We start from the raw sequence: 14,667 nt of genomic DNA, 5'->3' as shown, positions 1-14,667 counted from the left end.
TGTGTATAAGAGACCGCCCCGGTGTCCCGCCTGGGAACGCTCCAGCCGTTCCCAGGCGGAGGAACTCTCGGTAGGCTGCGGACCCATGCCAGCCCCGGTCGCCCCCGCCGACAAGCGCAATCCACCGCTGCTGACCGTGCTGTTCTGGATCGGCGTCGCGCTGGCGCCGGTGGCGGCGCTGATCCTGCTCGTCGCCGACGGCAACGGTCCGCTGCGCTTCGCCGCCGTGCTCGCCATCCTGGCCGTGGTCCTGATCGGCCTGTCGATCGCCCTGCGCGCCGACGGCACGGCCCCGGCCCGGACCGAGGAGCTGCTGGACGAGATCGAGCAACTCCGCCGCGAGCTACGTGGCGAGATCGTCGCCGCCGCCCAGCGCGGCAACCAGGCGCTCGACGAGGCCCAGCGGGCGCAGGAGGCGGTCACCGCGCTGCGCCGGCGGCTGGAGGCCAGCAGCGCCGCGCTGGCCGGGATCGACGATCAGGCCGGTGCCGGACCGGCCCGGGGAGCCGCCGACGACGGGTTCTCCGGTCGGGGGCGGGCGCCGGGCCAGGACGAGGCGGCGTCCCGCTGGGGACGCGCCGACCGGGACGACGAGGAGCCCGTCCGCCGGCCCCAGCCGGGCCCACGCGCCGAGCGGCCCGCAGCCGCGCCGGCCGGCGGGTACGGCGGGGACCGGCCCACCACCGGGTCAGCCGCGGTGCCCGGCGCGGAGCGGCCGGCCAGCGGATCGGCCGGGGTGTACGGGGCGGCCCGGCCGGCGGAGCCCGACAGCCAGCCCGCCGCCCGCCCGCTCGGGGTGGTGCGGCACACCGAGACCGTGCACGTGACCACGCGGCACACCATCGTGGACGGCGCCGCACCTGTGCCCGGTGACGCCGGCACCCGGTACGGCGGCGGGTACGCGGGTCGCTGGTCCACCGGGCCGGAGGAGCAGCCGTGGTCCGGTGGGTCGGACGACCGGTCGCGCGCCGGCCACGGCGGTTCGGACGACCGGCCCTGGGCGGGCTACGGCGAGGAGGACCGGTCCCACCGCGACGACGACGGTTCCCGGCGGAGCGACGACCGGTCGTGGGCGACGCCCGGCGTACCCCGGGACGACCGGGCCTGGTCGCGCGACGGGCGCGGGTGGCCCGGCCAGGGGGACGACCGGGGGTGGTCGGGCCGGCACGACGAACGCGGGCCGCGGCCGGAGCCCGGACAGCAGTGGGACGACCGGGGCCGGGACGCCGCGGGCGGGCCGGCGGCGTGGGCCGAGCAGCCCGCGCCGGGCCGGCCGTACCAGCCCGACGGGGCGGGGCCCGAGAGCGGCGAGTACTGGTCGGAGCTGCGCGCCGGTGACCGGTGGGCCGCCGTGCGGGACGACGACCGGGGCCGGGAACTGCGGGTCGGGGAGCGGCGCGCCGAGGTGCACGCGGACGGCACCGGCACCGAGTACCGCGTCGCGGACCGGTGGGCGACGGTCCGCCGGGACGAGCCGCGCCGGTCGGACGGCGAATGGCGGGGCGGCCGGGTGGAGCCGGAGGAGGCACCGGCCCTGCCGGCCGGCGGGGTGCCGGTGCCCGACGAGTGGCGCCCGCCCCGCCAGCGGGGGCACCAGCCCGAGGCGCACCGCCCCCACCAGCCGGAGCCCGAGCCGCAGCGGTACGGCCGGCGGCAGGAGGAGCGTTACGGCTACCCGCCGCGGGACGACGCGCCCCGGGCGGGCGGCGCCCGCTCCGCCGACCGCTGGCGCTGACCGCGCCCACCGGCGCACGACGCACAACCGGCGCCCGGCGCGACGAGGGCCCGAGGGGCTCCGCCCCCGGGGTCACTTGTCGATGTCGCCGACCACGAAGAACATCGAGCCGAGGATGGCGATCAGGTCCGACACCAGGCAGCCGGGGAGCAGGGTGGCCAGCGCCTGCACGTTCGCGTACGACGCGGTGCGCAGCTTGAGCCGCCACGGCGTCTTCTCGCCCCGGGACACCAGGTAGTAGCCGTTGATGCCGAGCGGATTCTCGGTCCAGGCGTAGGTGTGTCCCTCGGGCGCCTTGAGCACCTTCGGCAGCCGGGTGTTCACCGGCCCGGTGAGCCGGTCCACCCGGTCCAGGCACTGCTCGGCGAGGTCGAGCGAGGCGTACACCTGGTCGAGCAGCACCTCGAAGCGGGCGTGGCAGTCTCCGGTGGTGCGGGTCACCACCGGCACGTCCAGCTGGTCGTAGGCCAGGTAGGGCTCGTCGCGGCGCAGATCCAGATCGAGGCCGGAGGCGCGGGCGACCGGCCCCGACGCGCCGAACGCGGCGGCGTCCGCCGCGGTGAGCACCCCGACGCCGACGGTACGGGCCAGGAAGATCTCGTTGCGGCGGATGAGGTTGTCCAGGTCCGGCATGCGCCGGCGGACCTCGGCGATGGCGGCCCGGGCCCGGCCCGTCCAGCCGGACGGCACCTCCTCCTTGAGCCCGCCCACCCGGTTGAACATGTAGTGGATGCGACCGCCGGAGACCTCCTCCATGACCGCCTGGATGGTCTCCCGCTCGCGGAACGCGTAGAACATCGGCGTGATCGCGCCGATCTCCAGCGGGTAGGAGCCGAGGAACATCAGGTGGTTGAGCACCCGGTTCAGCTCCGCGAGGGCCATCCGCAGCCAGGTGGCCCGCTCCGGCACCTCCATGCCCATCAGCCGCTCCACGGCGAGCACCACGCCCAGCTCGTTGGAGAACGCCGAGAGCCAGTCGTGCCGGTTGGCCAGCACGATGATCTGCCGGTAGTCGCGGACCTCGAAGAGCTTCTCCGCGCCCCGGTGCATGTAGCCGACGATCGGCTCGCAGGCCACCACCCGCTCGCCGTCGAGCACGAGCTTCAGCCGGAGCACGCCGTGGGTGGAGGGGTGCTGCGGCCCGATGTTGAGCACCATGTCGGTGCCGAGCTGCTCCCCGCCGGTGCCCGCCACCAGGCCGGCCCCGGTGCCGACGGTCAGCTCGCGGAGGTCGCCGGCGTCCGTGGTCATGCCCGTCATCGTGCCATGAACCGCTCGGGGTCGACGCCTACCGGTTGCCGTAGCCACCAGTGCCCGCCCAGCCCGGCCGGGTCGGTCAGCTCCGCCGCCGCCGACGCGGCGGCGAGCGCCCGCACGTACCCGGCCGGGTCCGTGGCGGCGAGGCTCAGCGGTGGTCGCCCGCCGTCGGCCCCGAGCGCCCGCAGCGCCTCCCGCTGCGACACCAGGTCGTACGCGCACCCGGCGACCCGCTCACCGGCGGAGGCGACCGAGTCGACGGCGACGTGCGCGGTGACGTCGCAGCTCCCGTCCGGCACCGGCGGCACCTGCCGCCCGCCCCGGTACCCGGTCAGCGTCCCGGCCACGGGCCGGCCGTCGCGCGGGTGCCCGTAGTCCACGGCCAACGCCAGCCCCCGGTCGAGTTTGCCCACCGCCGCGGCCCAGGCGTCGTCGCGGGTCCGGCCGATCTCTGCTCGCATCCCGGTGGGAGGTTCCGGGCGACCCGGCCCGCTCCGGGCGGTCAGGCTTGATCCCTCCGCGGGGCGGGCCGCCCGGAACCCCGACCCGGTCGGGCCGGTCCCGTCCGCGCCAGCCCCCGGCACCGGCCACCACCGGGCCAGCCAGTCCGCGTCGGCCGGGTCGACGGGGTCGCCCACGGTCTCCTCACCGGTGGCCGGGTCGACCAGCAGGTAGCGCCAGCCGTCGGCGGTGTGCACCGCCACGTCGAGCGGCACGTTGTCCAGCCACTCGGTGGCCGTCAGCAGCCCGGTGATCCCGTCGGGGATCCCGTCCAGCCACTCGATTCCAGCAGGCAGGTCGGCCGGTCGGGGAGCCTTCTCGACGGCGGTGAGGCGTACCCGATGGGCGAGCGCAACCGGCGCGGACGGGACGGGACCGGCGGACGACGGGCCGGACGAGGGCGAGGACCGGGCGGCGGCCGGGGGAGTCGGGGCTCCCCGGCAACCCCCACGGCGGCGGAGAGCGCGCGCAGCAACTCACCCCGACCCGCTCCCACGTCCACCACGTCCAGCCGGGCCGGGTGGCCGAGCGCGGCGTCGACCTGCTCGACGAGTCGCAGCAGCGCGGTGGCGAAGGCCGGGGACGCGTGCACGCTGGTGCGGAAGTGGTCGGCCGGGCCGGAGCCGGAGACGAAGAAGCCGCCGGGCCCGTAGAGCGCCCGGTCCATGGCGTTCCGCCAGCGGACCGGCATCAGGTCACCCCTCGTTCCGCGCGGGCGACCAGATCTCCAGCACGGCGTCGGAGGGCCGGAGCGCGTCGAGGTCGGGGGCCGGTCGCCCGGCGCGGGCGGCGATGTCCCGCACCGCCTCCCGGAAGCCGTCGACGGTCTCGCCGACCTCCGTGAACTCGCCCGACACGTGGGTGACCTCGACGTACAGGTGCCGGTGCTCCGGCAGGGACAGCGCGGCGACGGAGACGTGCTGGATCTCCGACCAGGGCCAGCCGAAGGCGTGCCGGTCGTCCTCCGTCCAGATCCCGACATCGTCCACCACGACCCGCTGCGTCACAGGCGGCACTGTAGCCGCGACCGCCCGCCCGCGCCGCCGGGAACGGCCCCACGCACCGGCCGGTGAAGGTTTTCACAGACCCTTGTTTCGGCTCCGTCAGCGCGGCGCATACTTGCGATCGACCGGTACCCCCTTCGAGGACTGGATCGTTGCCATGAGCGCACCGCTGCGCCCGCGCGCGGCAGCCCCGCGTGCGGCCGCCGTACCGTCGGGCGGCGCCACATCCGGCGCCCCGCTCTCCTTCCCCCGCACCCTCACCGTCGGTGTCGTCGGCGCCGGCCGCGTCGGCGCCGTGCTGGGCGCCGCGCTCGCCGCCGCCGGTCACCGGGTGGTCGCCGCCACGGGTGGCTCCGGCGCCTCCCGAGCCCGGATGGCGCTGCTGCTTCCCCGGGTGCCGCACCGCTCCGCCGCCGCCGTGGCCCGCGCGGCCACCGACCTGCTGCTGGTCGCCGTGCCGGACGACGCGCTCGCCGGGGTGGTCGCCGCCCTGGCCGACAGCGGCGCGCTGCGTCCCGGCCAGGTGGTCGCGCACGTCTCGGGCGCGCACGGGTTGGCCGTGCTCGCCCCCGCCGTCGCGGCCGGCGCCCGGCCGCTCGCCCTGCACCCCGCGATGACCTTCACCGGTACGCCGGACGACCTCGCCCGGCTGGCCGGCATCTCGTACGGGGTGACGGCCCCGGCGGAGTTGCGCCCCCTGGCCGCCCGGCTGGTCGCCGACCTCGGCGGCGTGCCGGAGTGGGTCGGCGAGGCGGACCGGCCGCTCTACCACGCGGCGCTGGCGCACGGCGCCAACCACCTGGTGACCCTGGTCAACGAGGCGGCCGACCGGCTGCGCGACGCCGGGGTGGCGCAGCCGGAGAAGGTGCTCGCCCCGCTGCTGCGGGCCGCCCTGGAGAACGCGCTGCGCCTCGGCGACGACGCGCTGACCGGCCCGGTCTCCCGGGGCGACGCCGGCACGGTGGAGCGCCACCTGGCCCGGCTCGCCGCCACCGCGCCCGAGTCGGTCGCGCCCTATCTGGCCCTGGCCCGGCGTACGGCCGACCGGGCCATCGCCGCCGGCCGGCTCCGCCCGGTCGACGCGGAGTCGCTGCTCGGCGTGCTGGCCGGGACCCGACGGGAGGTGGCCGCGTGAACGGCTCGACGGCCGGTGGAGGTGACCGCGTGACCGAACTGGTGCACACCCGCGCCGAGTTGGCCGCGGCGCGCGAGGGGCTCAAGGGCACCGTCGGCGTCGTGATGACCATGGGCGCGCTGCACTCCGGGCACGAGACGCTGCTGCGGGCGGCCCGGGAGCGGGCCGACCACGTGATCGTCACGATCTTCGTCAACCCGCTCCAGTTCGGGCCGAACGAGGACTTCGACCGCTACCCGCGCACCCTCGACGCCGATCTGGAGATCTGCCGGCGGGCCGGCGCGGACGTGGTCTTCGCACCCTCGGTGGCGGACATGTACCCGGACGGCCAGCCCCGCGTCCGGGTCAACCCGGGACCGCTCGGTGAGGACCTGGAGGGGCAGAGCCGCCCCGGGTTCTTCCACGGGGTGCTGACGGTGGTGCTGAAGCTGCTCCAGCTCACCCGCCCGGACCTGGCGTTCTTCGGTGAGAAGGACTACCAGCAGCTCACCCTGGTGCGGCGGATGACCCGGGATCTCGACGTGCCGGTCGAGGTGGTCGGGGTGCCCACCGTGCGGGAGCCGGACGGGCTGGCCCTGTCCAGCCGCAACCGCTACCTCTCCCCGGCCGAGCGGGAGGTCGCGCTGAGCCTGTCGGCCGCGCTGCGCGCCGGTGCCGAGGTCGCCGACGCGGGCGGTGACGCGGGGGCCGTGCTCGCCGCCGCGCACGCCGCCTTCGGCGCCGGTACGCCGGGCGCGCGGCTCGACTACCTGGTGCTCACCGATCCCGACCTGGAGCCGGGGCCGGTGTCCGGTCCGGCGCGGCTGCTCGTCGCCGCCTGGGTCGGTGGCACCAGGCTGATCGACAACGCGGCGATCCGGCTCGCCCCCCGTTCCTGACCCGACCGACCCCCACCACCTTCCGCGAAAGGCACCGCGATGCTGCGCACCATGCTCAAGTCGAAGATCCACCGCGCCACGGTGACCCAGGCCGACCTGCACTACGTCGGCTCGGTGACCGTCGACGAGGACCTGCTCGACGCCGCCGACCTGATCCCCGGCGAGCAGGTGGCGATCGTGGACATCACCAACGGGGCCCGGCTGGAGACGTACGTGATCCCGGGCCGGCGGGGCAGCGGCGTGATCGGCATCAACGGCGCCGCCGCCCACCTGGTGCACCCGGGCGATCTGGTCATCCTCATCTCGTACGGGCAGATGGACGACGCCGAGGCCCGGGCGTACCGGCCGCGGGTGGTGCACGTCGACGCCGACAACCGGGTCGTCGACCTGAACACCGACCCCACCACCGCCGCCCCGGGCACCGCCGGGCTGGACGGTGACCTGGTCGACGACTGGGCCGCCCTGCCCGCCCCCGGCCCGTTCACCCCGGCCGCCGGCGTCTGCCAGGCCGCCGACTTCACCGACGTGGTGACCCTGGCGGCGTACGCGCCGGTGGACTGCGCGGTGCCGCACCGGGTCGAGACCGTGCACGTGGGCGCCTTCCCGGCCGAGCGGGCCACCCCGCCGCCCGGTGGCTCGGCGGAGCTGCGGGGCGCGTTCGCCGACTGCGACGCCCGCGCCACCGGGCACGTCGGCGACGACTGGCGGGCCGGCCGGCTCCGGCTGGCGGTGGCCCTGCCCTCCGGGCCCGGCTGGGCGGCGGGCTCCCGGTGGTACCGCTGCGACCTGACCGAGGTGAGCACCGTCGAGGCCGCCGCCACGGTGGTGACCCGCTCCGGCAGCCTGCGGGACGCGCTGCGGGGCCCGTCGCCGCTGCGGCTGGGCTGCCAGCAGACGCGGGCCGGCGGCGGCGCGGTGCGGACCCTGCTCCCGGTCGACTGCGCCACCCGGCACGACGCGGAGTTCGTCGGGGTGTGGCGGTCGCCTGACCGTCCGTACCCGACCCGGGCCGCCGACTGGGTGCCGCTCTACGCCGGCTGCCGCTCGGTGCTCAGCCGCTACGTCGGGGTGCCGGACGACGCGGACCTGCGCTTCCGCAGCGGGGTGGTGGTGCGCCCGCCGGGAGCCGGGCGGTGGCGCGTCGGCGACCGCGGGGTCCGCTGCTACCTCTGGCTCGACCACCGTACGGTCACCGGATCCCTCAAGGGCGCCGGCCCGGCCGCCCTCCCCGTCCGCGCGGAGTAGCCCTCGCTCCGGACGCGATGGCCCAAACCACTCGTCCCGCCCCCGCCGCCCCCCGCGAGGGCCCTTCGGGTTGACTGTGGGCATGGACCTTCCGACCGTCGACCTGCCGGCCCTGCCCCGACTGCTGGCCGCCCCCGCGCCCGGCTGGGTGGAGACCACCGACGTGATCGTGGTCGGCTCCGGGGTGGCGGGGCTCACCGCCGCGCTGCACCTGCGCGAGGCGGGCCTGCACGTCACCGTGGTCACGAAGGTCAACATCGACGAGGGCTCGACGCGCTGGGCGCAGGGCGGCATCGCCGCCGTGCTCGACCCGCACGACACCCCGGCCGCGCACGCCTCGGACACCGAGATCGCCGGCGTCGGGCTCTGCGACCCGGCGGCGGTGCGGGTGCTGGTCGAGGAGGGCCCGACCCGGCTGCGCGAGCTGATGCGGATCGGGGCGGAGTTCGACCGCCACCCGGACGGCTCGCTGATGCTCACCCGCGAGGGCGGCCACCGGGCGGACCGCATCGTGCACGCCGGCGGCGACGCCACCGGCGCCGAGGTGCAGCGGGCCCTGCACGCCGCCGTCCGGCGCGACCCGTGGATCCGGCTGGTGGAGCACGCCCTGGTGCTCGACCTGTTGCGCGCACCCGGCGACGGCCCGGGCGGGCTCGGCCCGGCCTGCGGCATCACCCTGCACGTGCTCGGCGAGGGCAGCGAGGACGGCGTGGGCGCCATCCTGGGCCGGGCGGTCGTCCTGGCCACCGGCGGGATGGGCCAGATCTACGCGGCCACCACCAACCCGGCCGTGTCGACCGGGGACGGGGTGGCCCTCGCGATGCGGGCCGGCGCGGCGGTCACCGACGTGGAGTTCGTCCAGTTCCACCCGACCGCGCTGATCACCCCGGCCGGCGCCGGCGTGCCGGGCGCCGGGCACGCCCAGCAGCCCCTGGTCTCCGAGGCGCTGCGCGGCGAGGGCGCCCACCTGGTCGACGGCGACGGCAAGCGGTTCATGCTCGGGCAGCACGAGCTGGCGGAGCTGGCGCCCCGGGACGTGGTGGCCAAGGGCATCCACCGGGTGCTGCTGGCCACCGGCGCGGACCACGTCTTCCTCGACGCCCGGCACCTGGGCGGCGACTTCCTGGCCCGGCGCTTCCCGACCATCGTCGCGTCCTGCCTGGCCATCGGCGTCGACCCGGCGACCGACCTGATCCCGGTCGCCCCGGCCGCCCACTACGCCTCCGGCGGGGTCCGCACCGACCTGCGCGGCCGCACGTCGATCCCGGGCCTGTACGCCTGCGGCGAGGTCGCCTGCACGGGCGTGCACGGCGCGAACCGGCTGGCCAGCAACTCGCTGCTGGAGGGGCTGGTCTTCTCCCGGCGGATCGCCGAGGACATCGCGGTGGGGCTGCCGGAGCAGGCCCAGCCGGCGCCGACCGGCGCCTGGGTCGGCGGCGAGGGCTGGGTGGTCCCGGCCCAGGCGACGCCGACCCTGCAACGGGCGATGACCCGGGGCGCGGGCGTGCTCCGGTCGGCCGAGACCCTGGCGGGGACCGCGGGCGTCCTGATCGGGCTGGGCGAGGGCCGGGGCCGGCCCCGGACGGCCGACTGGGAGGCGACGAACCTGATCACCGTGGCGTCGGCGCTGGTCGCCGCCGCGTACGCCCGCCGGGAGACCCGGGGCTGCCACTGGCGGGAGGACTTCCCGACAGCCGACGAGCGGTGGCACGGCCACCTCGTCGGCGCGGTCGGGGCGCAGGGCCGGTTGACGTCTCAGTGGGAGGGGATCCGATGACGGAGTCGACGGAACGGGCGTTGCGGGACGCCGGCCTGGACCCGGCGCAGGTGCGGCGGGTGATCGAGAACGCGCTCGCCGAGGACCTGGGACCGGACTTCCTGGACGTCACCAGCGTCGCCACCATCCCGGCGGGGCAGACCGACACGGCCGACCTGGTGGCGCGCGCCGACGGGGTGGTGGCCGGGCTGGCCGTGGCGGCGGCCGTGTTCGAGCTGGTCGGCGAGGCGACCGGCGCGGGCCGTACGGTCGAGGTGTCGGTGGTGGCCCACGACGGCGCGCGGGTGGCGCGCGGTGACGTGCTGGCCACGGTGACCGGCCCGACCCGGCTGCTGCTCACCGCCGAGCGCACCGCGCTCAACCTGCTCTGCCGGATGTCCGGCGTGGCCACCCACACCCGGGCCTGGGCGGACGCGCTGGCCGGCACGAAGGCGATGGTGCTCGACACCCGCAAGACCACCCCGGGCCTGCGCGCCCTGGAGAAGTACGCGGTCCGCGCCGGCGGCGGCACGAACAAGCGGATGGGCCTGCACGACGTCGCGATGATCAAGGACAACCACAAGCTGGCCGCGGGCGGAATCACGGCGGCCTTCCGCCGGGTCCGGGAGACCTTCCCGGACGTGCCGGTGCAGGTCGAGGTGGACACCGTGGCCGAGGCGGTCGAGGCGGTCGAGGCCGGCGCGGACTTCCTGCTGCTGGACAACATGACCCCGGAGACGCTGACCGAGGTGGTCGCCTCGGTGGGGGACCGGGCCGAGCTGGAGGCGACCGGCGGGTTGACCCTCGACGTCGCGGCGCGGTACGCGGCGACGGGCGTCGACTTCCTGTCGGTCGGCGCGCTGACCCACTCCTCGCCGATCCTCGACATCGCCATGGACCTGCGCACCGAGTGAACCGGCCGCCCCTCGTTGTCTAGGCTGCGTGCGTGCTGCTCTGCATCGACATCGGAAACACCAACACCGTGCTGGCGACCTTCGACGGCGACAAGCTGGTGCACTCCTGGCGGATCAAGACCGATGCGCGGTCGACGGCGGACGAGCTGGGCCTGAAGTTCCGGGGCCTGCTCGCCGGGGACGCGGTCGAGATCACCGGGGTGGCGGCCTGCTCCACGGTGCCGGCCGCGCTGCGCTCGCTGCGCACCATGCTGTCCCGCTACTACGCGGACCTGCCGAGCGTGATCGTCGAGCCGGGGGTGCGCACCGGTGTGCAGCTCGCCATCGACAACCCCAAGGAGGTGGGCGCGGACCGGGTGGTGAACACCCTGGCCGCGTACACCCTCTACGGCGGGCCGTCGATCGTGGTGGACTTCGGCACCACCACCAACTTCGACGTGATCAGCGGCCGGGGCGAGTTCCTCGGCGGCGCCTTCGCGCCGGGCATCGAGATCTCCTTCGACGCGCTCGCCGCCCGGGCCGCCCAGCTGCGCAAGGTGGAGGCGACCAGGCCCCGCTCGGTGATCGGCAAGAACACCGTCGAGTGCCTCCAGTCCGGCCTCTACTTCGGCTTCGCGGGGCAGGTGGACCGCATCGTCGAGCGGATGGTCGAGGAGTTGGGCGAGGTGAAGGCCGTCATCGCCACCGGCGGGCTGGCGGGCCTGGTGATCAACGAGTGCCGCACGATCACCCACCACGAGCCCATGATCACCCTGATCGGCCTGCGGATGGTCTACGAGCGCAACGTCTGAGCGTGGGGGTTTCCGGGCAGCCCGACCGGCTCGGGGCGGTCAAACTTGATCCCTCCGCCGGTCGGGCTGCCCGGAAACCCTCGGCGGTTCAGCGCCGCCGGGCGCGGAAGACGAACGTGCGGTACGGGAGTTCGACAGACTCCCGGCCGGCCAGCTCGGGGTGGCTCGTGAAGAGCTCGCCGAGTTCTCGGTCGATCCTGTCCTGTTCGTCGGCGGGCGCGGTCAGCCAGTAGGAGCGGGTGTGCAGCATCGCGACCACCTCGTCGGGGGTGAGTGTCGTGGTGTGGGCGAACTCCCGCAGCTCCGTCGGCTCGAAGGCGGAGCCGAAGTCGCCGTACTTCTCCACCACGCTGCCGGCGTTGTCGCCGAGGTGGGCGATCCGGCTCAACTCGGCGACCCAGTCGACGCGCTCGTCCCGGGTGTTCCAGATCGGGGCGAACGTCCCGCCGGGCCGGAGCAGCCGGGCGATCTCGGCGTGCGCCCGCTCCCGGTCGAACCAGTGGTACGCCTGTCCGGCGAGCACCGCGTCGACCGTGCCGTCGGGCAGCGGCACCGCCTCGGCGCTGCCGGCCAGGGCAGTCGTGCCCGGGGTGGCGACCTCCAGTTGGGCGCGCATCGCGGCGTCCGGCTCCACGGGCACCACCTCGTGGCCGAGGGCTAGCACGCCCCGGGTGAGGATGCCGGTGCCGGCGCCCAGGTCGACGACGCGGGCGGGCGCCTCCACCCCGGCGAGCGCCCACCGCACGGCGGCCTCCGGGTAGCGGGGGCGAAACCGGTCGTACTCGCGCGCGGCGGCCCCGAACGACAGGGCGGCAGTGGGGTCGGTCATGGCCGGCAGGTTATCCCGTAACGGCCTCCTGGAGCCTTGAGTACGCTCGGGGCCTGACCCCGCCCGAAATCTCCTTCTGAGGAAGCGTGCCGTGACCGAGCAGAACCCCGTGCCAGTCGATCCCGCCGACGACCTTCCCGAGCAGATGAAGGTCCGCCGGGAGAAGCGGGACCGGATGCTCGCCGAGGGCGTCGAGCCGTACCCGGTCGGTTTTCCCCGGACCAGCACTCTGGCCGAGATCCGCGAGAAGTACGCCGAACTGCCCACCGACACCGCGACCGGTGACCGGGTCTCGGTCACCGGTCGGGTGATCTTCGTACGGAACACCGGCAAGCTGTGCTTCGCCACGCTCCGGGACGGCGACGGCACCGAGTTGCAGGCGATGCTCTCGCTGGACCGGGTCGGTGCCGAGCGCCTGGACGACTGGAAGCGCCTCGTCGACCTCGGCGACCTCGTCGGGGTGACCGGCGAGGTGATCACGAGCCGCCGGGGCGAGCTGTCCGTGCTGGCCGAGGAGTGGGCGGTCACCGCGAAGGCGCTGCGCCCGCTGCCGGTCGCGCACAAGCCGCTGAGCGAGGAGGCGCGGGTCCGCCAGCGCTACGTCGACCTGATCGTCCGGCCGCAGGCGCGCCAGATGGTGCGCACCCGGGCGGCGGCCGTCCGCAGCCTGCGCGACTCCCTGCACGACCGGGACTTCATCGAGGTGGAGACCCCGATGCTCCAGTTGCTGCACGGCGGCGCGGCGGCCCGGCCATTCGTCACCCACAGCAATGCGCTGAACACCGATCTGTATCTGCGAATCGCGCCTGAACTGTTTCTCAAGCGGGCCGTCGTCGGCGGCGTCGACCGCGTCTTCGAGATCAACCGCAACTTCCGTAATGAGGGCATCGACTCTTCGCACTCGCCGGAGTTCGCGATGCTCGAGGCATACCAGGCGTACGGCGACTACGACACGATGGCGGAGCTGACCCGCAATCTCGTGCAGCAGGCGGCGATCGCGGTCGGCGGCTCGACCGTGGTGACCCACGCCGACGGCCGGGAGTTCGATCTCGGCGGCGAGTGGCGGTCGGTGACCCTCTTCGGGGTGCTTTCCGAGGCGCTCGGCGAGGAAGTCACCGTGCGCACCGAGCACGCTCGTCTCGTCGAGTACGCCGAGAAGGTCGGATTGGCGGTCGACCCGAAGTGGGGGCCGGGGAAGCTCGCGGAGGAACTGTTCGAGGAACTGGTCGTCCCCGGTCTTCAGGCGCCCACCTTCGTGCGCGACTACCCGGAGGAGACCAGCCCGCTCACCCGGGCGCACCGCAGCGAGCCGGGGCTGGCCGAGAAGTGGGACCTCTACGTGCTCGGTTTCGAGCTGGGGACCGCGTACTCCGAGCTGGTGGACCCGGTGGTGCAGCGGGAGCGGCTGCTGGCCCAGGCGCAGCTCGCGGCCCGCGGCGACGACGAGGCCATGCGGCTGGACGAGGACTTTCTCCGGGCGATGGAGTACGGAATGCCGCCGGCCGGGGGTATGGGAATGGGAATCGACCGGCTCTTGATGGCGCTGACCGGCCTGGGAATTCGGGAAACCATCCTCTTCCCCCTGGTGCGGCCGGAGTAGTCGCGCACCCGCGGCGGGTCGTTACCGCATCCTATTGACGCGGCAAGCGTCGCAGGGGTTATTGTGCTCTCAGTTTGCAGGAGCACCCTGCTCGAAAGGAATGTGGGACGTGGCCAAGCAGATCATTCATAAGCTGGTCGATGACCTGGACGGCGGGGACGCTGACGAGACCGTCAAGTTCGCGCTCGACGGCGTTCAGTACGAGATCGACCTGTCGAGCTCGAACGCCGAGAAATTGCGTGACGTATTCGCTCCGTACATCGCCCACGGCACCAAGGTGGGCCGGGGCGGTGTGGTCGTGGGTGGCCGGGCCGCGCGTGGCCGGGGCGGCGCGACCGCCGACCGCGAGCAGAACAAGGCGATCCGCGCCTGGGCCAAGAAGGCCGGCAAGGACATCTCCGACCGCGGTCGGATCCCGCAGGAGATCGTCGACGAATACCACTCCAAGGCCGGTCACTGACCCGACCGCCGACGGGCGACAGACGCCGGGCCGGAGCACGACTCCGGGCCGGCGTCGCCGTATCCGCCCCGTCGGGGCTGCGCGGCCGGCGTCGCCGTATCCGCCCGGAGATGCGCCGGACCGGGAAGAATTCCGTCCCGACGGTCGTTGTCCACAGCCGGTGGAGAGTCTGTCCACAGCCTGTGGACGACATCCCGGGCGGCCCGGACCGGGGCCGCCTCGGCGCCGGCGCCGCCTGCGGGCGGCTGCCGGGCGACGGCCGAATTTCGCTCTGCGCGTACAGACAGGGGTCGCGGAACACCCCCTGAGCGCGGACGGTTGTGTAAAACGACGCGTACGCGGCCTCCGACGGGGAGACACGACCTCAGCGGAGTCGGTCTGCGGCGATAGAGTAATGAGGCACGGACGCCCGTCCCGGACGTCCGCGCACCGGCCCCGCCGAGATCTGACCATCAAGGCGCACGGCACGTGAGGAGCACGAGGGCATGTTCGAGCGGTTCACCGACCGAGCGCGACGGGTTGTCGTCCTGGCCCAGGAAGAGGCCCGGATGCTCAACCACAA

General features: G+C 74.8%; 12 protein-coding genes and 2 pseudogenes. 10 read left to right on the top strand and 4 right to left on the bottom strand.

Going from position 1 to position 14,667, the window contains the following annotated elements; translation table 11 throughout:
* The first annotated feature begins 85 nt into the window (after positions 1 to 85).
* Positions 86 to 1,735: a hypothetical protein gene (locus ACSNOB_RS29110; protein ID WP_436690284.1), complete on the top strand. Its 1,650-nt coding sequence runs from the start codon at positions 86 to 88 to the stop codon at positions 1,733 to 1,735.
* A 72-nt stretch (positions 1,736 to 1,807) separates the two neighbouring features.
* Here the strand turns inward: ACSNOB_RS29110 and ACSNOB_RS29105 are convergent, their stop codons facing one another.
* The 3 genes and pseudogenes from ACSNOB_RS29105 to ACSNOB_RS29095 form a co-directional block, all read right to left on the bottom strand.
* Positions 1,808 to 2,995, bottom strand: coding sequence for an NADH-quinone oxidoreductase subunit D (locus ACSNOB_RS29105; protein ID WP_436690282.1), 1,188 nt, complete (start codon positions 2,993 to 2,995; stop codon positions 1,808 to 1,810).
* Positions 2,992 to 4,184, bottom strand: a pseudogene (locus tag ACSNOB_RS29100) (SAM-dependent methyltransferase). Before ACSNOB_RS29100 ends, ACSNOB_RS29105 begins: the two are co-directional and overlap by 4 nt.
* Before the next feature lie 4 nt (positions 4,185 to 4,188).
* Complete coding sequence (locus ACSNOB_RS29095) at positions 4,189 to 4,500, bottom strand: hypothetical protein (protein ID WP_436690280.1); 312 nt, start codon at positions 4,498 to 4,500, stop codon at positions 4,189 to 4,191.
* Between the two features lie 154 nt (positions 4,501 to 4,654).
* On the opposite strand from ACSNOB_RS29095, the gene ACSNOB_RS29090 reads away from it, so the two are divergent.
* The 7 genes and pseudogenes from ACSNOB_RS29090 (at position 4,655) to ACSNOB_RS29060 (ending at position 11,216) form a co-directional block, all read left to right on the top strand.
* The gene (locus ACSNOB_RS29090; RefSeq protein WP_436690278.1) at positions 4,655 to 5,632 is read left to right on the top strand and encodes a Rossmann-like and DUF2520 domain-containing protein; all 978 of its coding nucleotides are present in this window, start codon (positions 4,655 to 4,657) and stop codon (positions 5,630 to 5,632) included.
* Between the two features lie 29 nt (positions 5,633 to 5,661).
* A complete protein-coding gene (panC, locus tag ACSNOB_RS29085) occupies positions 5,662 to 6,510 on the top strand; it encodes a pantoate--beta-alanine ligase (protein WP_436690276.1) in 849 nt (282 codons plus the stop codon).
* Positions 6,511 to 6,549: 39 nt separating this feature from the next.
* Positions 6,550 to 6,939, top strand: a pseudogene (gene panD / locus ACSNOB_RS29080) (aspartate 1-decarboxylase); the annotation flags it as partial.
* Positions 6,940 to 7,755 carry a septum formation family protein gene (locus tag ACSNOB_RS29075; RefSeq protein ID WP_436690286.1) on the top strand — a complete coding sequence of 272 codons (816 nt, stop codon included), beginning with the start codon at positions 6,940 to 6,942 and terminating at the stop codon, positions 7,753 to 7,755.
* 82 nt (positions 7,756 to 7,837) lie between these two features.
* Positions 7,838 to 9,532: an L-aspartate oxidase gene (locus ACSNOB_RS29070; RefSeq protein WP_436690274.1), complete on the top strand. Its 1,695-nt coding sequence runs from the start codon at positions 7,838 to 7,840 to the stop codon at positions 9,530 to 9,532.
* Complete coding sequence (gene nadC / locus ACSNOB_RS29065) at positions 9,529 to 10,425, top strand: carboxylating nicotinate-nucleotide diphosphorylase (RefSeq protein ID WP_436690272.1); 897 nt, start codon at positions 9,529 to 9,531, stop codon at positions 10,423 to 10,425. Before ACSNOB_RS29070 ends, nadC begins: the two co-directional genes overlap by 4 nt.
* Positions 10,426 to 10,457: 32 nt before the next feature.
* Positions 10,458 to 11,216, top strand: a complete 759-nt coding sequence (locus tag ACSNOB_RS29060) for a type III pantothenate kinase (RefSeq protein WP_436690270.1) — start codon at positions 10,458 to 10,460, stop codon at positions 11,214 to 11,216.
* An 88-nt stretch (positions 11,217 to 11,304) separates the two neighbouring features.
* Here the strand turns inward: ACSNOB_RS29060 and ACSNOB_RS29055 are convergent, their stop codons facing one another.
* Positions 11,305 to 12,045, bottom strand: coding sequence for a class I SAM-dependent methyltransferase (locus ACSNOB_RS29055; protein ID WP_436690268.1), 741 nt, complete (start codon positions 12,043 to 12,045; stop codon positions 11,305 to 11,307).
* A gap of 91 nt (positions 12,046 to 12,136) precedes the next feature.
* On the opposite strand from ACSNOB_RS29055, the gene lysS reads away from it, so the two are divergent.
* Together lysS and ACSNOB_RS29045 are read left to right on the top strand one after the other, a co-directional pair.
* Entirely contained in the window at positions 12,137 to 13,645 is a 1,509-nt protein-coding gene (lysS, locus tag ACSNOB_RS29050) for a lysine--tRNA ligase (RefSeq protein ID WP_436690266.1), read from the top strand.
* 109 nt (positions 13,646 to 13,754) lie between these two features.
* A complete protein-coding gene (locus ACSNOB_RS29045) occupies positions 13,755 to 14,105 on the top strand; it encodes a histone-like nucleoid-structuring protein Lsr2 (RefSeq protein ID WP_342672168.1) in 351 nt (116 codons plus the stop codon).
* Positions 14,106 to 14,667 lie beyond the last annotated feature (562 nt).

The organism is Micromonospora sp. URMC 106 (assembly GCF_051386395.1).
Classification (GTDB): domain Bacteria; phylum Actinomycetota; class Actinomycetes; order Mycobacteriales; family Micromonosporaceae; genus Micromonospora.
The sequence above is the reverse complement of the archived record's forward strand: the minus strand, read 5'-3'. Positions and strand labels throughout refer to the sequence as shown.